Genomic DNA, 19767 nt, shown 5'->3' with positions numbered 1-19767 from the left:
TTATTTAAAACGCTTTTTTTCTTTTACAAAATAACTATTTTGTAAATAAAATGACAAGATTTCTTAATTAAATTACGTGCATCCAGAAGGTATGCTGTGCTATACTGTGAGAGGAAACGTATTTTAAAAAGAACATAATTATTAATCTTGCTTCCCCAATCAAGTACAATATGTTGTTATGTTCAGCGTTTTCACGATTTCATCAACATTTCCCCAAAATGTCTGTTGAATCGAAACGGCAGAAAGAAGCATTCCTATGCATCTTCTGCCGTCTTTTTTTATTCTAATTCACTTAACCATGCCGCCATCTGCTCAATGATGGCTTCTTGCTGTGCTTCATTTGGTAGATCCGCTGCTGCTTCTCCTTTTTGTAACCCATAGGTACCAAAGCCAGCATGATTGCCGCCTTCGATCGTTTGGAACGTCGTAGTTTCTGGAAGGAGGCTGCGGGCAGCTTGCCAATTTTCCTGATTCACTACTTGGTCTTGCCTGCCTGAGAGTGACAACACAGCAATCGATTGATCAGCTAAGGATCCTTTTTCATCTGGGTAGCTAGCAAAGAAAAAGACGCCTTTTAACTCGTTGTCATTTTCAGCCAACTGATTCGCTGCAAAACGGCTTGCCATGACGCCACCTAATGAATGACCGCCAATGACATAGGAGCTATGGGGAATTTCTTCCAAGACCTCTTCTGCACGATTGCCTGCTAAAACAGCCATGTTAAAGGGCATTTTAACGATCGCGACAGGATAGCCTTTTTCCGCTAAAGCTGCTGCCCATACACTATAGCTTTTGGCATCGACAAGCGCACCAGGATAGAAAATAACCAAAGGCTTTTCTTCATCTCCAGCAAAATAGAGGACATTTCCCTCATCATCTGCCTCTTTCGCAGCTGTAACAGCAGCATCCACTGCTGGGTAATGCAGTTGTTGCCAACCGACCCAACCGGCAATAATTAAAATAACAACGGTGATCAATACACCGATCAAGACTTTTGTTCTTTTTCTCATCATGTCCTCCTGCAAAAAAGAAGATCAGGAAAGGATGGCAGACGAAAGTTGCGGGTCCATCATCTCCTGAATCTTTTTATAAGTGTTTCCAATTTTTAACGGTGAGCCAGCGCCAATAGTTCTCGTGCATGTTCGATCGTTAAATCGGTGATTTCTGCACCTGAGAGCATACGGGCGATCTCAGCCACTCGTTCTTCTTCTGATAATTTACGGACATGGGTTTCTGTCCGACCTTCTTGAATTGCTTTTTCGATAAAATATTGATTGTCCGCCACAGCCGCTACTTGCGGCAAGTGGGTGATACACAAGACTTGCGAATTCGCAGCGATCTTGGCGATTTTTTCGGCGATCGCCTGAGCTACTCGGCCACTGACCCCAGTATCCACCTCATCAAAGACAATACTAGTGATTCCTTGCTTGCGGGAGAAAATCGATTTAAGCGCTAATAAGATCCGAGAAAGCTCTCCTCCAGAAGCAACTCGTACTAACGGTTTCATGCCTTCACCGGGGTTGGTTGTCAAATAAAACTCCACGGTATCAAAGCCGCTGCTGCTTAATTGTTTTGAGCCAGATGCAAACCGTACTTCAAATTGCGCGTGCTCCATATACAGCTCTTTTAACTCTTGAACGATTTCTTTTTCTAAACGATGAGCCAATTCACGTCGTTTGACGTGCAAGGCTTCCGCCAGCTGCCAAACTGCTTCAGCTTTTTGGGCAAGCTCTTCTTCTAATTGCTCCAACTGACCTTCTGTATAGGCAGACTCGCTGATTTCTTTACTGATCTCATCATAATAAGCAAGAATCACAGGAATTGACTCCCCGTATTTGCGCTTCAATTGACGAATCGTTTCCAGCCGTGAAATGACTTCTTCCAGTCGGCCTTCATCTAATTCAAGGTTGTCGACTTGCCGAGAAATATCAGTGGCTGCATCTTGCAACAAGTAATACGCACTTTGGATCGCTTCACTGATTTTTTCATACGCAGGATCAAGATGGGCGATCGACTGGATCTCTGATAATGCCACACTGACTCCATCTAGGCTATTAACTTCTTCGGCGGATAGAGCGCCATAGCTTTGCCCTAGAGCATCCACGATTTTTTGATAATTGGTCAGTTTTTCTCGTTCATCGATCAGCTGCTCTTCTTCATTTTCCATCAATTCCGCTTGGGCGATCTCTTCTTGTTGAAAACGCAGCATGTCCATTCGCTGCACATAGAGCTGTTCATTTTCTTGAATGGTCCGCACATGTTTTTCTAAGGAGCGATAGGCTTGATAGGCTTGACGGTAACTTGCAAGTTCCGCTTTAAAGGCATCATCTCCAAAACCATCCATCAACGCCAAATGTTTTTCTGGCTGCAGCAGCTCTTGATGCTCATTTTGTCCTTGGATATCAACTAAAAACAAGCCAATTTGGCGCAAAACCGACAAGGTAACGGTTCGACCATTTACACGACAAATAGTTTTACCCGATTGAGAGATATCCCGTTGTACGATCAGAACTTCCTCTTCATCAATACCCAGATCTGCGGTCAGCTCTTTGAACTCCTGCTGATTCGGCCATTCAAAAATCCCTTCCAAACGGCATTTTTCTGCGCCTTGACGCAAATAGTCACTGGATCCTCTGCCACCTGCTAGTAAGCCCATCGCATCGATAATGATTGATTTCCCAGCACCTGTTTCACCTGTTAGAGCCGTCATCCCTTCATGAAAAGACAGGTGCAGGTTGGAGATAATCGCAAAATTTTGGATCGACAATTCTAAAAGCATCCCTTGCCTCCTCTTTTATACGTAACGTTGGAAATCCTTGAATAGGTTCTCGGTATCTGCTTCTGTTCTGGTGATCATCAAGACGTTGTCATCATCGTTTAGCGTGCCAAATAATTCTTTGGCATAACGCTTATCAATCAAATTCGCCAAAGCCGAAGCATTGCCAGGCAGTGTGCGCAGGATCACAAATTTGTCCATTCGATCGACAGAAACAAACGCCGTTTTTAGGATTTTATCTAGTTTACCACTCACGTCTTCTGTTGTCTCTTGTGGAATACTATAGCGATAGCCGCCTTTTTGGGAAGGAACTTTCACTAACTTCAATTCCTTGATATCCCTTGATATGGTTGCTTGTGTGACTGAGACGCCGCGATCTTTTAACAACTCGACAAAATCTTCTTGTTTCTGAATATCTTGTTCACTTAACAATCGTGTAATCAAGCGATGCCGTTCTTTTTTTCTCATCTCTTGTTCCTCCTGAATGAATTCCTACTAATTTTATCCTATTTTGCGCAAGAAAGAAAGAGAGCCGACAAGTAAAATGTCCACTCTCTTCCATTCTTTATTTTGGTTGATGAAAGGTCTCATGTGCTGATGCAACAACTTTCGGGATGTCGATCCCTGCTGCGGTGCCTTCTTGCAGGCTTTTCTTTAAATGTACGATAAACTCGATGTTCCCTTCGCCACCAGTGATTGGTGAAAAACTTAGGTTTAATACATCGAATTTTGTTTTCTTAGCGAATGCCAGTACTTCCTCCAACACTCGTTCATGGGTTTTGGGGTCACGAACGATCCCATTTTTACCGACCGCTTCTTTGCCCGCTTCAAATTGTGGTTTGATCAGCGCCATCACTTCGCCATCCGCTACCAAAATATCATAAAGGGGAGGTAAGATCAGTTTAAGTGAAATAAAAGAAACATCGATCGTAGCGGCTTCAGGAAGACCATCCAGGAAGTCTGTTGGTTTTGCATAACGGAAGTTGACCCGTTCCATTACAATCACTCGCTCATCTTGCCGCAGCTTCCATGCTAACTGATTGTAACCGACATCCAGTGCATAGCTTTTTTTGGCGCCATTTTGCAGCGCCGCATCAGTAAAGCCACCGGTGGAAGCGCCGATATCTAACATGATTTTATCGGTTACGTCAAAATCAAAAACTTTGAGTGCTTTTTCTAACTTGAGACCACCACGAGAAACATAAGGCAGCTTCTTCCCTTTGATCTGCAGCAGTGTATCTGCGGCAATTTTTTCTCCAGGCTTATCTAGGCGCTCATTGTTTTTTTCTTTGTACACCAATCCAGCCATCACTCCTCGTTTGGCTTGCTCGCGGGTCTCAAAGAGGCCTTGCTGGACTGCTAAAACATCTACTCGTTCTTTCTTCATGCGTTCCCTCGAATCTCAAATCGTTCCACAAATGCTAATAAAACATCCTGTGTAAATTGACCGTATTGGCTTAACTGTGCCAGAATTTCTTTGGCTTTGCTCAATTCTTCAGTCAAGGCTTGCTGCGCGCCTGCTAAGCCAAGTAAAGCAGGATAGGTACTTTTCGCCAACTCGTCATCTCGGCGGACAACTTTGCCTAGCTCTTCGGTCGTACTAGTGGCATCTAACAGATCGTCGCGAATTTGAAAGGCTAACCCAATATGCTGGGCAAAGCGATCCAATTCATGCAGAACCTCTTCCGTCTGGTCGGCTAAGACACCACCAGCAATCACCGCAAAGCGGATCAATTCTCCAGTCTTTCGTTCATGGATTGACATGAGCTCCTCAAGACGAAGCGCTTGGTTCTCCCCTTGAATATCAGCTGCTTGGCCGGCAACCATCCCTTGCGTCCCCGCTGCTTTACTCAACTGCTGCAGCAGCAAGACTTTTTGATTGGCTTCGATTTCCGCCATAGCGACTAATTGAAACGCAGCCGTCAAAAGACCATCTCCAGCTAAAATCGCTAAAGCTTCACCAAAAACCTTATGGTTGGTGGGTTTGCCTCGACGCAGATCATCGTTGTCCATTGCTGGCAGATCATCATGGATCAGCGAATACGTATGCACCATTTCTAGGGCTGCTGCACACTGGTACACCGCGGTATTGATGGGTTTGTGAAAAGCGGCGACTGTTGCTGCCAATAAAAGCGGGCGAATGCGTTTGCCGCCAGCTTGGATCGAATACTGCATGCTTTCAAATAGTCGTTGATCAGAAGTGTGTTCTTTGACAAAACGTTCCATAACTTCTTCGATCAATGGGGCGTGTTCTTTCGTAAATTCCTTCAAAGCACTCATTGGCTTTCCTCTTCAAAGGGGACTTCTTCATTGGATTCAGTCATCATTTTTGTTAAGGATTTTTCCGCTTTACTCAAGGTGTCCTTGCATTGCTTGCTCAAAACCATGCCTTTTTGAAAAGCATCTAACGCTTCTTCCAATGGAACATCGCCTTGTTCCAAACGGGTTACGATTTGTTCTAATTCTTGTAATGATTCTTCAAATGTTGGATTTGCCATGATTAACTCCTTCTGTACTAATAACTTCGACCAGTGCTTGGCCATCTTGGTAATGGATCGTCAGCTGATCTTCTGGCTCGATCGCATCAATCGATTTGATCACCTGCTCATTTTTCGTGGTATAGCTGTAGCCGCGTCCCATGATTTTTAGTGGGCTTAACAAATCAAGGGATTGGACTGCATTTGCAAATTGATTTTCTTTTGCCGCATAAATATCTTTCATGGCTTTCGTTAAGCGTTGAGAAAGATAGCTGACCTCTTGATTGCTGGCTTGTAATCGCGCTTTTGGTTGTTGCTGGGCCAACCGTGAAATCAATTGCTGTGCCTGGCGATCCTTGTCATAAAGCAAGGTTTGCAAGCCTTGCTGCATCCGCTGCTGCAACTGATCGAGTTTGATGGACTGTGCCTCATACAAGCGCTCTGGTTGTCGAAAAACATACGATCCAATCACTCGCTGATAGCGTTCTTGTTTGTACTGGATCTGGTGCATAAATGCTTGCTCTAATCGGGCTTGTCTTTCTTCGATCCGCAAAATCTCCTCCGACAGCACTGGCACCGCTAATTCGGCAGCGGCGGTCGGAGTTGCCGCCCGTACATCCGCCACTAAATCGGCAATCGTCGTATCGGTTTCATGCCCCACTGAAGAAATAATGGGGGTTTTTGCATCAAAAATGGCTCTTGCCACTCGTTCTTCATTGAAAGGCCAGAGGTCCTCGATCGAACCACCCCCACGTCCGATGATCATCGTATCAAAGGCCCCATCGGCTTCGACTCGTTGGATATTTTTCACCACATCATCCGCAGCTTTATTGCCTTGTACCACGGTTGGATACAAAACGATCTGAGCAATGGGGTAACGCCGCTGTGTCGTCGTGATGATATCTCTGATCACCGCCCCACTAGGACTGGTCAAAACTGCGATGCGTTTCGGGTATTTCGGCAAGGACTGCTTCGGTGCAGAAAATAAACCTTCTGCTGCCAATTTCTGCTTTAATTGTTCATAGGCTTGATAAAGAGCGCCGACACCGTCTGGTTCCATATGTTCGATCACCATCTGGTAATTTCCGCTTGCCTCATACAGAGTGATACGCCCAACCGCCATGACTTTCATGCCCTCTTCTGGTTGAAAGCGCAACTTGTCAAAAGCGCCTTTGAACATGACGGTCGAAATTTTTGCACCATCATCCTTCAAACTAAAGTATTGGTGATTGGGGCGACGACGAAAATTGGAGATCTCCCCCGTCAAATAAACCCGCTCTAGATACGGATCGACGTCAAACTTACGCTTGATATATTTTGTTAATGCGGTTACCGTTAAATATTCTTGCGCCATTTAGTTTTTCATTGTCTCCTTTGCTGCCTCGATCGTTTGGGCCATCAACATCGTGATCGTCATTGGACCTACACCTCTAGGTACCGGGGTGATATAGCTAGCGATCGGTTCGACTTCATCAAATTTCACATCGCCGATCAACTTGCCGTTGGCATCACGATTCATCCCAACATCGATCACCACAGCCCCTTCTTTTACGAAGTCTTTTGTGACAAAATGACCGCGGCCGATCGCCACGACTAAAATGTCCGCTTGTTTAGCCAACTCGGGCAGATTTTTGGTTTTTGAATGAGCAATAGTCACGGTGGCATTTGCCCCCAAGAGCAAGTGCGCCATTGGTTTTCCGACAATGTTGCTGCGGCCGATCACTAAGGCATTTTTTCCTTCCAATTCGATCCCATACGCAGCAAACATTTTCATGATGCCATAAGGGGTACAAGGAATTCGGTCAGGTACACCTGCGAATAATTTTCCTAAATTGATTGGATGAAAGCCGTCGACATCTTTTTCTGGTTTGATGGCTAACAGTACTTTTTCTTCATTGATATGTTTTGGCAAAGGAAGTTGAACCAAAATTCCATGAAAGGCATCATCGTTATTGAACTGTTCGATTTCTGCTAATAATTCTGCCTCAGTAATGGATTCAGGGTAGCGGGCAACACGGGAATTGATGCCGATTTTCGCCGCAGCTAGTTCTTTATTTTTCACATAAGTCTGACTTGCTTTGTCTTCTCCAACAAGCAAAACAACTAATCCCGGTGTCACACCCTGCTCTTTTAGTGTTGCTGTCTCTGAAAGAAACGCTGCTTGCATTTTTTCAGCCAATTCTTTTCCATTGATTAATGTACCCATTCTGACAACTCCTCCAACCTGATTATACTGACTTATTTTGTAAAAAGAAACGCACCAATCGTTTGTCGATATGCTTCTTCATGTTTTCTATCATAGCATTTTCTGAAAAGAAAAACACCGTCTAAGGCTCCCTTTTTTCGGAAAAAACGAGGGTAAACCGACAAAGTGCGTGCAAAAAAACCGAACGATCAAGCAGGACCGTCAAAACAAGGCGGTTGCTCATAAATCGTTCGGTTTCTGACTCGATCGAAAAAAACTGATCTCTTTTGATCGATCGTGTTAGGGCTGAAAATTACTCACTTACCTGGTTGGTTTTTGTTTCTAGCTCTTGATTGACTGTCGATAAAATACCGTTGACAAACTTTCTGGACTGATCATCACTAAAAGTTTTCGCTAACTCGATCGCTTCATTCAAAGCCACACGATTCGGCACATTATCCACATAGATCATTTCATACAAAGCAATTCGTAAAATCGTCACGTCCATTTTTGATAAACGCTGGATTTTCCAACCAGCTTTTAAATGATTTTGAATGACTTCATCCAAGGCTTCTTTGTAATGACAGACACCTGCCACTAATTGATCTAAATAAACAGGCACAAAATGCTCTTGTTCTTCATCGATCAATTCATGGTGTTCCAACTCGATGGCATGCATGATGGCATCTTGTTTCGTTAAATCTTTATTAAAGTCTAGTGGAAATAAAGCTTGTAACGCCATTTTCCGTATTTCATGCCGTGATAATTCTTTACTCATTTTCTTCCTCATCGTTTCCAAATAATTCTTCGATGTCTGGTAAATCTACTTTTTCTGGCACGACTGCCACAACATGAACATTTACTTCAGCCAGTTGTACATCTGTCATAAATAAGACTTGCTGTTTGACCCGTTCTTGGATCTCCATTGCCACTTTAGGCACTGACATCCCATAAGTGATATAGCAATAGATGTCCACTTTGATCCCTGTTTCATCGATCGTTAAGTAGACCCCTTTGCCATGAGCTGCGCGACCTAATAATTCAGTGACACTGTTTGCCAGTGTTCCTCGCATCCCATAGACACCTTCCACTTTAGAAGCAGCGATCCCAATAATGATCTCGATCACTTCTGGTGCGATGACGATCTCGCCTAATTCAGGACTTGCATTTAATACAAGGTTTTTATCTTCATTCATACGTTTTTGCCTCCATTCTAAACAGCTGTACCGTATTGTTTGTAAAAAAACCGCTCGTTTTTTCCGTTTGAAGCAAACCAACGCTTGATTCAATCAATAACATCCATGGCACAGTGTTTCTTCTCGCTCTAAGTTTATCATTTTCTGCACTGAGAATCTATAATAACCCACTATTCTCAATGAATTTTCTGAAAAACAAGGTCGATGAATCAGAGAATGATCAATTCTTTCGGTGAATGTGTCAACACTTTATTGCCAGTTTCGGTGATCAAAAGATCATCTTCGATACGAACGCCGCCAATTCCTGGAAGATAGATTCCTGGTTCATCTGTAATGACGTTTCCGACAACAAATGCTTTATCAGCGCGGAAGGATACATTTGGTCCTTCGTGGATCTCTAAACCAATCCCATGACCTGTTGAATGACCAAAGGCATCTCCGTAGCCAAAGGAAGCAATGTGATCCCGAGCGATCGCATCTAGTTCAATTCCGGTCATTCCAGGTTTTGCTGCGGCCAAGACTTTTTCTTGCGCTTCAAGTACGATTTGATAGATTTCCTTCAATTTATCGCCAGGATCTCCTACTGCAAAGGTTCTAGTCATATCAGACACATAGCCTTGATAGTAACAGCCAAAGTCTAACGTGATCAGATCGCCTTGTTCGATCACTTTTTCACTGGCAACCCCATGGGGCATTGCTGAACGCAGTCCACTAGCAACGATCGTTTCAAAAGATACGCTTGTGGCACCTAATGAACGCATAAAGAAATCTAACTGATTCGCCACTTCGATTTCTGTCATTCCTGGGCGGACCATTTTCAAAATATGTTCGAATCCTTGGTCGGCGATATGACAGGCTTGTTGGATCAATGCGATCTCTTCCTCATCTTTGACTTCCCGCAAAGCCTCGATCATCCCCGATACAGGGGCAAGGGATGATTCCTCGATCAAGTCTTCTAAGACGGAGTATTCGGCAAAGCTGACGAAACTTTCTTCAAAAGCTAAGACATTGATTTCTTCCTTTTGGCAGATGGTTGCAACTTCTTCAAAAATCGGTCCGCTATTTTTTACGATCTCAAAACCTTGAGCTTGGGCAGCTGCTTGCTCTGTATATCGGAAATCTGTTACAAAAAAAGCTTTGTCCAACGTAATGACTGCTAAACCAGTTGTCCCAGTAAAGTTTGTCAAGTAACGCAAATTGTATGGGCTGGTGATCAAGAACCCATCAATCGAATCTTTTCTCATTGCTTCACGTAATTTTTCAACTCTTAACATGTATCGTTCCCTACTTTCTTGTTCTATACGATAGTATTATAACAAACTTCCAGAAAAAGCGGAAAGCAAGCGAAAAGTTTTCTAAAAAATGAACCTTCAGAAACTTGGGACCTCAAGTTATCAAAAAGACCATCTAGAAAACTAGACGGTCTTTGCTCTACAATTCTTCTCCATTGCTTTCAATTACTTTTTGATACCAATAAAAGGAGCTCTTTTTGATGCGTTCCCTGGTTCCTTTACCATAATCATCTAAATCAACATAAATATACCCATAACGTTTGCTCATTTCTGCAGTGGAAGAGCTGACTAAATCTATAGGGCCCCAGCTCAAATAAGCAAGAATATCAACACCGTCCTTGATACATTCTTTTAGTTGTACAATATGTTGTTTCAAATACTCAATACGATAGTGATCTCGAATAGTTCCGTCTTGTTCGATTGTATCGATTGCACCTAAGCCGTTTTCGGCAATCATGAGAGGAACTTGATAGCGGTCCCAGTATTGAGATAAGCAATTGTAAAAACCTAAAGGATCTGCTCGCCATTCCCATGCAGTGGGCTTCAAATATGGATTTTGTTCACCGTCAAATGGTGCCATCGTATTTTTGGATGCGTCGACGATACGTGAATAATAGTAAGAAATCGCTAGAAAATCCATCGTATTCTCTTTTAGTAATGGCAGATCTGCCGGATGCATCTCGATAGAAAACCCTTGATCTTTAAAATAGCGCAACGCAAATTCTGGATATGTTCCTCGCAATTGGACATCAGTAAAATAGTACTGCATACGGTTTTTTTTCATCGTTAAGACTATATCCTCTGGTTTGCAGCTAGCCGGATAAAAGGTTGCATCTGCGACCATTGTTCCTAGTTTAGCATCTGGATCAATTTCTCGCCCTAATTCGATAACTTTGGCTCCAGCTACAAATTGATGATGTACCGCCTGATACATCAGTTGTTCCATATTATCAGATTGGTCATCATAAATACCTAAACTACCAAACTGAACGGTTGGTACCAAATTGATTTGATTACAGATAATCCAATATTTAACTTTTCCTTTGTATCGACTTAGTAATACTTTTGCGTAGCGTACGAAAAAATCGATTACTTTACGATTTGCAAAACCACCATATTCTGTCACCAGATGAAGCGGCATATCGTAATGGCTCATTGTTATAATTGGTTCCATACCGCAACTGATAATTTCGGCTATCAGATCATCATAAAATTTTAACCCAGCTTCATTTGGCCGCATTTCATCGCCATTAGGGAAAATTCTTGACCAAGAGATACTTGTTCGAAATGCTTTTAATCCCAGCTCTTTCAACAAGGCAAGATCTTTTTTATACGTGTGGTAAAAATCAATTCCGAACCGTTTAGGGTAATAGTTGGTACAATCTGTTGCAGCAAACTTTATCTCAGCCAATGTCCCGCCGCCTTCTTTTTTTATGTTGCTTCTATTTAATTCAGGATCAAACGCATGAATATCAGAAGTTGATAAACCGCGACCATCTTTGTCAAAAGCACCTTCAATTTGGCAAGCTGCAACTGCTCCGCCCCATAAAAAATTTTTTGGAAAACTTTTTTTTGTCATTCTTCTCCTCCTAAATGATTCACAATCATAAATTTTCTCCATTAGACTGGATAACCTTTTGATACCAATAAAAAGAGTCTTTCTTGATACGAGCGCAATCTTTTGGATCATCATCAGTCCGATCAACATAGATAAAACCGTAACGTTTTTTGACTCCGTTACTTGTGGACAGTAAATCCAACGCTGACCAAGGGCAGTAAGCCCAGACCTCAACCCCTTTTTCCATTGCTCTCTTTATCGCTTTAATATGGTCTCTTAAATAGGAGATGCGGTACTCATCATGTACTTTTCCTTCTTGAGTAAGTTCATCGAATGCTCCTAAGCCATTTTCTGTAATCATCAAGGGTTTATTATAACGAGTATAAATATCTCTGAACGCATATTCTAATCCAATTGGATCAATCGCCCAATCCCAATCAGTTGTATCAAGATGGGGATTTTTACACATTTCGTAAAAACCAGGATGTGTTTCAAAACCAGAAATCTCGCCTTTTTTTCCAGAAAGATTAACGCCACTGTATCGTATTGCTTTCCCTGACTCCTTAGGGCAAGCTTTTGCACATTCACTTGCATAATAGTTTAATGCAAGAAAATCTGAATATCCTTCTCTAATTAAGTCCATATCCCCTGGCTCAACAATTGGTGCCAAGTGATTTTCTTGGAGATAGGTCATTGCCGACTCTGTATAAATACCTTTGAAATAAATATCTAAGTAGAAAGCATTTCTTAAGTCATGGGCATTTAAAGCAGCCAATACGTCTTCTGGTTTAGCTGTAAGAGGATAAATCGGTGCATACCCCAAAGCAGCTCCTACTAATCCGTCGGGCACTAATTCATGCACCAATTTACAGGCCGTCGCATGTGCAAGGTTCATATGATGGTTGATTTGATAACGCAACTGATTTTGTGACTGAAGCTCTTTCGGGATATAGCATTTTTGTGTCCAATACTGGACGATAATGCTCTGCTCATTAATAGTCGTCCAATACTTAACTTTATCTTTAAACTCGTTGATAACAAACTTCGCATAATATTCAAAATCTGTAACAATTCGTCTATCCAGCCACCCCTGATACTTTTCGACAAGAGCCCATGGTAAATCATAGTGATACAGTGTAACGATTGGTTCTATTCCATAAGTTAAAAGCTCATCAATCAATTTTCGATAAAACTCAATTCCTTTTTCGTTTACTTCGCCAACACCATCAGGAAAAACTCGAGACCAAGAAATTGAAAATCGGTAGGTTGAAAACCCCATTTCTGCCATCAATGCAACATCTTCTTTGTAATGATGATAATGATCACTCGCGATCTCTGCAGAAGCAAACCCCTTTTCTTCAAAGCTTTTTTCATTGATCACATCTTGCTGAGATGCTTTTTTGCCATCTAACAATGCCGCGCCTTCCACTTGATACGCACTCGTGGCTGCGCCCCATAAAAAATTTTTTGGAAATTGTTTCATTCTTTTTGCCCTCTTTCAACTATTCTCAAAATATCAATCATCTCTTTTGTCATCTTAACTTCGGAATTTATTGTCATTAAGGTGTCCTGTGCATGAACAAACAATAAAAATATCTCATAATAGTGTCCGTTGGCTTCTTTTTGAATAACTTCTGTTTGTGCTTTATGTGCTAACACGATTTTTTTTTCAGCTTCAAAAAGCTTTTTTTCTGCAGCAGAAAAATCAAATGTTTTTGCCATTTTCATTGCATCAACTAATAGATTTCTAGCATCTCCGGCATGAATAATGATTTGCATAGCTATTGGTATTAGTTCATTTTCGTATTGCTCTTCCATAAACTTGCTCGTCTCCAATCCCTAAATTTCTAGTTCTACTGCTTGTGATTCTTCTATGAGCTTTTCTTTTTCATAAGCTTTAAAAAATGGATACCAGATAACCAAATATAAAATAAATAAGAGTACCCACCACAACACAGCTCGTAAATCTTCTGTTACCATCACACTTGAGATCGGCGCAGGCACTTGTCCGACTTGGATCATTTTAGAAGGGATGTTGAGTAAGCCAGTGCTCATCAGAAACCAAACATACAACGCTCCGACAATAGAGTTTATCCAAGCTGGAAGCATCAACAGCGGATTGAATACCACTGGGGCCCCAAACATAACTGGTTCGTTAATATTGAAAATTGACGGGGCAAGAAAGACACGACCTAAAGTTCTCAGCTGCTTGGATTTTGAGAAGCACATCAAGATATTCAGACCTAATGTTGCACACATACCACCCATTGTGATAAACGCTAGCGTAAAAACCGCTTCACTTGTTGCAATATTTTGAGCCACTCCTCCTGCAGCAGCAGCCTCGATGTTTTCTTGGATACCTGCTAGAAAAATTGGTGTGGTAACTGCACCAAAAAGCCAACTTGAAATCCCCATCGTATAGAAGAATGCCGGAACAAAACAGATTAATATAAACCCAGGTAAGGTTTGTCCTATTGAGGCAACTGGTTGAAAAGCAGCTAATATCACTTCAAAGAGATTCACATGAAGAACATTCACCAAAACCATTGTAATTCCTAGAGCAATAACGTTCGGCACAATGGTGTTTATCCAACCAGTCACAAAGTCGGGAACACTGCTCCCTTCCATGAAACGTACCTTAGCCCATAAATGGAACACGAGCGATACAAAAAGACCGATAACCATCCCAACAGCAATTCCAGATGGTCCCAAGTTTCCCAGAAAGGCAGACAAACTATCTGTATTTTCTTCTTGTGGAATGACCGCCATCAATAATACGCAGACTGAAGTAATGCCCGCATTGGTAATATAAAACGGATGGTTAAGTTTCTCCATACACTGATTTGCCATCATGAAAGCGACAATTAATGAAATCAGTCCAAAGCTAAAATTCAAAATCGGAGAAAGATCAGGTAATGCTGGAAAAAACGATACAAACACATTATAAAAATAGATAAGTGACCCGGTTAAAATAAATGGAATGATTTTTTGCATACTGCTTGAAAGAGCAGCCAGCCAAGGCTTTGAGAAAAAAGTGTTCATGGTTGGGGCAAACGAATTCGTCAGCCAGTTCATAAATTTTTTCATATTCACAACTTCCTTTTTTAGTTTCAGTAAAAACAGATATTTTGCCTTTTAGAAACGATCAACTCTTGCGCTCATTGATTTTATGAAGAGCAATATCCAGAAGTTTTTCCCCATTTAACTGCGCGTATACATCTTGCGGGATTACCACAACAGGAACATTGTAGGGGAATGCCAATGCTTCATATTTTGATAATTCACTTGCGTAATGCGGGCCAATCATCAAAATATCAATAGATGATAAATAATCATTCACTTCTGTATAACTCCTTGCCTCTACATTTAAGGATAATTTTCTTTTCTTTGCAGTCTTACGGGCGTTACTAGCAAGAAATCCGCTCGACATTCCAGCTCCACAACATAGAAGTATTTTTAAATTAGTCATATTTATTCCTCCTTCTTGATAGCTCCACTATAGGAAATATGTACTACGACCTTCAACCGAACTTTTTCACTTTAAAGGGCAAGGAATCTTCTAAGCATTTTCCCATTAAGGGGCAAAAGTACGCTTGACGCAGCTTTCCAATTCTAACTATAGTTAGAATTAAATGAAGAAAGGAACGGGAGCATCATGATTAATGAAAAACAGCAAGAATTGCTGAAATACCTCAGCAATGAAAACCGAATTGTAACCAGTATTGAGTTAGCAAATGCTCTAAATATTTCAACAAGGTCAATTAAAAATTATGTATCTCAACTAAATACACTCTTTGAAAGTAAAATTATCATCTCTTCAAGAAACGGTTATCTACTCAGCAATCATTCGCTTATTCCAAGTTTATTAGCGCAAACTAATCAACAGATTCCCCAATCCAATGAAGATCGATCCTTTTATATAATTAAGCAGCTAATTTTTCATTCCTCAACTGAACTACATTTATTTGATTTATGTGAATCACTTTGCATCAGCTATTCGACACTTAAATCATTACTGACAAAAATGAACACAATGTACAAAACCTACAATGTTAAATTTACATCTAACAATGATTGTTTACAGATTATTGGCGATGAAAAGGACAAACGAAAACTCATTCGCTATGTCATAAGCGAAGAATCAGGCAACAGTTTTACGGACATTACACAAATTAAACATTGTTTTCCTGACTTTGATACCGATGCTTTGTACAGTATTATTAAAGATGTCTTTAAAAATCATAATTACTATTTAAACGATTTTGCTCTCTCAAATCTGCTATTCCATCTTGTGATCATGATTACTCGGAAATATCAAGGTAACCCATTACGCTCTAATGAATATTTACTGCCAACAATAACTGAACAAGAACAAAACTTACTGGATGATTTATATCTTTCTATAGAAAAAAAATTTGATATTCATTTAAATCCTTATGAATTAGCAGAACTGTCAATTTTATTTCGAGCAAACGCCAATTATTCATTGTCTACGACAAAACAAGAAGTGACTGAGCTGATTGGAACGGAAATTCTTTCTTTGACTAATCGCTATGTGCAAGATATCAACACAATGTATATGATTGATCTTTCAAGTGAAGATTTCACCATACCGTTTTCACTCCATATCAAAGGACTGCTTTTTCGATCAAGAAATCAGCGTTTCACCAACAATCCAATGGCTGACTATATCAAGTTGAATAGCCCGATAATTTTTGACATGGCTATATATATTAGTTTGGATTTAATGGAATCCTACGAAGTAATTATCAATGAAGACGAAACTGCTTTTATCGCTATGCATATCGGTGCTGAAATCGAACGCCAAAATAAAAACAAATCGAAGATCCCGGTTATTTTGTTGTGCCCTGATTATCATTCATTGCGTACTAATCTTTTGAATACGTTATTACTTGATTTTGGCAACCAAATAAACATAGTCCACAGTATTCAATCTGAGGAAGCTTTGCAATCACTTAAATCAGAGGTATCCGAATGTCGACACTATATGATCATCAGTACGATTCCAGTCACAAGGATCAAAAGCGATACCATCGTTCATATCTCTCCATTTAACCTTCATGAACAGTATGATCTGATTCAAGAAGCCATCCTAAAAAACCAAAATAATTATAAAAACCAGAAATTAAGAGAACATTTTGACGAGTTTTTCGAGAGCGATTTATTTGTGGCAAAATCAAGCATGAAAAACAAAAATCAAGTTCTTTCACTTCTTTGCAGACGTTTGGAAGAAAAGGGATATGTCGATCCTGCTTTTGAAAAACAAGTCTATCGAAGAGAAGAAGCTGCTGGGACTGCTTTTCAAAATATTGCCATTCCTCATTCAGTACAGATGGATGCAATAAAAACTAGTATCGCTGTTACTATTTCCAAGACAGGAATCCGCTGGGGGAAACACACGGTTTATTTAGTTTTGTTAATTGCGATCAATAAAGCAGACAAACAAACGTTTCGTGAATTATATGAATCACTGATTGCGCTTTTTAACGACCAGCCTACAATTCAGGAAGTTCGTAATTGTCAATCATTTGAAGATTTCAAAAAGTTAATATACAGTCGCATAGATGTTTACAAATAATCATTTTCCAGTAATTAAGAAAATTTGGACAACAAAAAAACCTGATTTCAAACAGCAGACATACCAATGTATGACTGGTTGAAATCAGGTTTAGTCTTTCATGCAATTTGGAGTATATTTAGATCATTTTTACTCCGTTTTACTAGATTATCTTTTACGTCCCAAAAAGAACGATACGACTGCCACGAAAATGACCGCACCGATAATCGCTGGCACGATGGCCATTCCTGCTACTTGCGGTCCCCAAGTGCCAAAAAGGCCTTGACCAATCGATGCGCCTACAAGTCCTGCAACGATATCAAAAATACAACCGCGTTTTTCGCCTGCAATGGCACCACCGATTGAACCGATGACCGCTCCTACGATCAATGTCCATAAAAAGTGCATACTAACCCCTCCTAAACTTTCTTATAAAAAGGGTACCATATTGAGAATCAATTGGAAAAATATATGCTCTCTTGTTATTTTCTGCGAGTGAAGGCTCGTTTCAATACATCAAAAAAGCCTAATGAATGCACCATATGGTCTGGATCGACGTATTCACGAATCGCTCGCAAAACTTTTTTTGGTTCTTTTGAGGAGAAGGTATACGTGCCATTCTTTTTGGTGCGGATCGCATAGCGTGGTATCCAACGGCCTTTGAACATGACCGAAGCGATCACATAGTCGACATCTTCCCATGGGATCTGAATAAACTTACGTTTGTCACGGTCATTGTAAAACTCAAAGGCTTTATCGCCGATCATGATTTTGCCGTACTCATTGATCCCTAAAAAAGACGTAGCATCGATCGTCAAATCCACTTTTGTATTAAGAGATTGTACCATTTGCGCTTACTCCATTCTATATCGTCTTATTATCTTATTATACGTGTTTGCAGCAGGTTTGGCGAATAAATAAAAAGGTACTTGGGTTGCCCCAAGCACCTTTCATTGAAAAGATTATAACAATCCGATCAAGTGTCCACCGATACCGACTAAGAATAGACCGATAATAATGATGATTGGAGAAACTTTTTTCTTCAATAACCACATACATAATAAAGTAAGCAATAGTGCAGCTAGACCAGGAATCAATTGATCCAAGTTGTTTTGCAATGTTGTTACTTTTGTATCAGTCAACGCACGGCCTTCAGCAACTTGTTGGAAGGCTTGTTGCAAACCAGCAGAGCCAGAAGGCAAGTTCGCCCAATCGACATAAGCACCTTCATCAAGCGGTACGCTTGAGACAACTGGCGCAAATGAGATCGATACCCAACGCTGAACGAGTGACCCTAATACGAACATCCCTAAAATTGAAGCACCTTTTGTTACATCTTGCAACAATCCGCCTGAAAGGTCATCAGTGATTTTTGAACCAGCACGATAGCCGAATTCTTGTGTGTACCACATAAATGCCCAACGGATGATGTTCCATGCAACGAAGAAGATGATTGGACCTAAGATGTTTCCAGCTAAAGCAAGAGAAGCACCTAGCGCACCTAACATCGGACGTACAGTAAACCAGAACACAGGGTCACCGACACCGGCTAAAGGACCCATCATACCAACTTTTACCCCTTGGATCGCTACGTCATCGACAGGCGCGCCATTTGCGCGTTCTTCTTCTAAGGCTAATGTTACCCCTAAGATTGGCGATGCGATATATGGGTGAGTGTTAAAGAATTCTAAGTGACGCTTCAATGCAGCGGCACGGTCTTCTTTTGTTTTGTATAATTTTTTGATTGCTGGAATCATTGAGAATGCCCAACCACCATTTTGCATACGTTCATAGTTCCATGAACCTTGAATGAAGGTAGAGCGCCATGCTACGGCTAAACGATCTTTTTTATTTAATTGAATTTTTTCTGCCATTTTTTTCTCCTCCTTCGATTCTAATAGTCATTCAAGATATCGCCTAGAGGGTCGCCAGTGTTGCTGCCGCCGCCTCCATTTGATGATCCGCCCATTTTAGTTAGGTTCAAGTAGATCAATGCGATTGCTACTGCCAAAGCACCGATAGCGATCAATGTCAATTGAGAAATAGCTGCGATAACGAAACCGATAATGAAGAATGGCCATACTTCGCGAGTTGCCATCATGTTGATAACCATTGCATAACCAACGGCAACGACCATACCACCACCGATAGCCATACCATCAGTTAACCATGCAGGCATTGATTCTAAGAAGTTTTGAACAGTTGCAGCAGGAATTGCCAACAATGCAGCTGCAGGAATCGCAATACGAACCCCTTGCATACATACAGCGATCACATGCCACATTTCGATTTTACGAATGTTGCCTTCTTCAGCAGCAGCATCCATAAAGTGAACGATTGGCACAGCCAATGTACGAACGATCATTGTCAAGAACAAACCAGCAACAGCTAGAGGGATCGCAACGGCAATCGCTGTATCAACACCAGCAGTTCCTTGTCCACCTAAAACTAAAATAATTGCAGATGCAACAGACGCCAATGCAGCATCAGGTGCAACAGCGGCACCGATATTTGCCCATCCAAGTGCGATCATTTGTAATGATCCGCCCAAAATGATACATGCTTCCAAATTACCGGTCACTAAACCGATCAAAGTACACGCGACTAGCGGTTGATGGAATTGGAATTCATCCAAGATTCCTTCCATACCAGCTAAAAAGGCAACGAGTACTACTAATACCATAGATATAATAGTCATGATAGAC

The 19767-nt window shown here is 41.1% G+C and carries 21 protein-coding genes; 1 reads left to right on the top strand and 20 read right to left on the bottom strand.

Annotated features, from left to right (window positions below; all coding sequences use genetic code 11):
- Nucleotides 1–278 precede the first annotated feature (278 nt).
- The 16 genes from ACTW1R_RS06800 to ACTW1R_RS06725 form a co-directional block, all read right to left on the bottom strand.
- Entirely contained in the window at nt 279–1010 is a 732-nt protein-coding gene (locus ACTW1R_RS06800; protein WP_489927542.1) for an alpha/beta hydrolase, read from the bottom strand.
- Between the two features lie 95 nt (nt 1011–1105).
- Nucleotides 1106–2779 (bottom strand): DNA repair protein RecN, encoded by a 1674-nt coding sequence (recN, locus tag ACTW1R_RS06795; protein WP_016610293.1) that lies wholly within the window; start codon nt 2777–2779, stop codon nt 1106–1108.
- 15 nt (nt 2780–2794) lie between these two features.
- Nucleotides 2795–3244 carry an arginine repressor gene (gene argR / locus ACTW1R_RS06790; RefSeq protein ID WP_005225777.1) on the bottom strand — a complete coding sequence of 150 codons (450 nt, stop codon included), beginning with the start codon at nt 3242–3244 and terminating at the stop codon, nt 2795–2797.
- Between the two features lie 97 nt (nt 3245–3341).
- A complete protein-coding gene (locus ACTW1R_RS06785) occupies nt 3342–4163 on the bottom strand; it encodes a TlyA family RNA methyltransferase (protein ID WP_005225776.1) in 822 nt (273 codons plus the stop codon).
- Nucleotides 4160–5056: a polyprenyl synthetase family protein gene (locus tag ACTW1R_RS06780; RefSeq protein ID WP_074931616.1), complete on the bottom strand. Its 897-nt coding sequence runs from the start codon at nt 5054–5056 to the stop codon at nt 4160–4162. The genes ACTW1R_RS06785 and ACTW1R_RS06780 overlap by 4 nt, the downstream gene beginning before the upstream one ends.
- Nucleotides 5053–5274 carry an exodeoxyribonuclease VII small subunit gene (locus ACTW1R_RS06775; protein WP_005225774.1) on the bottom strand — a complete coding sequence of 74 codons (222 nt, stop codon included), beginning with the start codon at nt 5272–5274 and terminating at the stop codon, nt 5053–5055. Before ACTW1R_RS06775 ends, ACTW1R_RS06780 begins: the two co-directional genes overlap by 4 nt.
- Nucleotides 5255–6607 carry an exodeoxyribonuclease VII large subunit gene (xseA, locus tag ACTW1R_RS06770; protein ID WP_271813378.1) on the bottom strand — a complete coding sequence of 451 codons (1353 nt, stop codon included), beginning with the start codon at nt 6605–6607 and terminating at the stop codon, nt 5255–5257. The genes ACTW1R_RS06775 and xseA overlap by 20 nt, the downstream gene beginning before the upstream one ends.
- The gene (locus tag ACTW1R_RS06765; protein ID WP_005235351.1) at nt 6608–7459 is read right to left on the bottom strand and encodes a bifunctional methylenetetrahydrofolate dehydrogenase/methenyltetrahydrofolate cyclohydrolase; all 852 of its coding nucleotides are present in this window, start codon (nt 7457–7459) and stop codon (nt 6608–6610) included. It abuts the gene before it with no gap.
- A gap of 292 nt (nt 7460–7751) precedes the next feature.
- On the bottom strand, nt 7752–8216 hold the full coding sequence (gene nusB / locus ACTW1R_RS06760; protein ID WP_034858046.1) for a transcription antitermination factor NusB: 465 nt from the start codon (nt 8214–8216) through the stop codon (nt 7752–7754).
- A complete protein-coding gene (locus tag ACTW1R_RS06755; RefSeq protein ID WP_005225770.1) occupies nt 8209–8634 on the bottom strand; it encodes an Asp23/Gls24 family envelope stress response protein in 426 nt (141 codons plus the stop codon). Before ACTW1R_RS06755 ends, nusB begins: the two co-directional genes overlap by 8 nt.
- Nucleotides 8635–8843: 209 nt before the next feature.
- On the bottom strand, nt 8844–9908 hold the full coding sequence (locus tag ACTW1R_RS06750; RefSeq protein ID WP_005225769.1) for a M24 family metallopeptidase: 1065 nt from the start codon (nt 9906–9908) through the stop codon (nt 8844–8846).
- 157 nt (nt 9909–10065) lie between these two features.
- The gene (locus ACTW1R_RS06745; protein WP_167822431.1) at nt 10066–11505 is read right to left on the bottom strand and encodes a glycoside hydrolase family 1 protein; all 1440 of its coding nucleotides are present in this window, start codon (nt 11503–11505) and stop codon (nt 10066–10068) included.
- Nucleotides 11506–11530: 25 nt separating this feature from the next.
- Nucleotides 11531–12967 carry a glycoside hydrolase family 1 protein gene (locus ACTW1R_RS06740; protein ID WP_167822430.1) on the bottom strand — a complete coding sequence of 479 codons (1437 nt, stop codon included), beginning with the start codon at nt 12965–12967 and terminating at the stop codon, nt 11531–11533.
- Nucleotides 12964–13302 (bottom strand): PTS lactose/cellobiose transporter subunit IIA, encoded by a 339-nt coding sequence (locus ACTW1R_RS06735; protein ID WP_167822429.1) that lies wholly within the window; start codon nt 13300–13302, stop codon nt 12964–12966. Before ACTW1R_RS06735 ends, ACTW1R_RS06740 begins: the two co-directional genes overlap by 4 nt.
- A 21-nt stretch (nt 13303–13323) precedes the next feature.
- Nucleotides 13324–14571 carry a PTS sugar transporter subunit IIC gene (locus ACTW1R_RS06730; protein WP_074535686.1) on the bottom strand — a complete coding sequence of 416 codons (1248 nt, stop codon included), beginning with the start codon at nt 14569–14571 and terminating at the stop codon, nt 13324–13326.
- Nucleotides 14572–14629: 58 nt separating this feature from the next.
- Nucleotides 14630–14953, bottom strand: a complete 324-nt coding sequence (locus ACTW1R_RS06725; protein WP_270277103.1) for a PTS sugar transporter subunit IIB — start codon at nt 14951–14953, stop codon at nt 14630–14632.
- Nucleotides 14954–15139: 186 nt separating this feature from the next.
- Here ACTW1R_RS06725 and ACTW1R_RS06720 point away from each other — a divergent pair, with 186 nt between their 5' ends.
- Nucleotides 15140–17083: a BglG family transcription antiterminator gene (locus ACTW1R_RS06720; RefSeq protein WP_167822428.1), complete on the top strand. Its 1944-nt coding sequence runs from the start codon at nt 15140–15142 to the stop codon at nt 17081–17083.
- A gap of 147 nt (nt 17084–17230) precedes the next feature.
- On the opposite strand, the gene ACTW1R_RS06715 is transcribed toward ACTW1R_RS06720, so the two are convergent.
- The 4 genes from ACTW1R_RS06715 to ACTW1R_RS06700 all read right to left on the bottom strand — a co-directional run bounded on the left by ACTW1R_RS06715 (nt 17231) and on the right by ACTW1R_RS06700 (nt 19760).
- Nucleotides 17231–17470, bottom strand: a complete 240-nt coding sequence (locus ACTW1R_RS06715; protein ID WP_005225767.1) for a GlsB/YeaQ/YmgE family stress response membrane protein — start codon at nt 17468–17470, stop codon at nt 17231–17233.
- Between the two features lie 74 nt (nt 17471–17544).
- Entirely contained in the window at nt 17545–17910 is a 366-nt protein-coding gene (locus ACTW1R_RS06710) for a DUF956 family protein (protein ID WP_005225766.1), read from the bottom strand.
- A gap of 114 nt (nt 17911–18024) precedes the next feature.
- Nucleotides 18025–18936, bottom strand: a complete 912-nt coding sequence (locus tag ACTW1R_RS06705) for a PTS system mannose/fructose/sorbose family transporter subunit IID (protein WP_005225765.1) — start codon at nt 18934–18936, stop codon at nt 18025–18027.
- A 20-nt stretch (nt 18937–18956) separates the two neighbouring features.
- A complete protein-coding gene (locus ACTW1R_RS06700) occupies nt 18957–19760 on the bottom strand; it encodes a PTS mannose/fructose/sorbose transporter subunit IIC (protein WP_005225764.1) in 804 nt (267 codons plus the stop codon).
- Nucleotides 19761–19767 lie beyond the last annotated feature (7 nt).

This window comes from Enterococcus sp. R12 (assembly GCF_058135755.1).
This window is presented reverse-complemented; position numbering and strand designations above follow the sequence as displayed.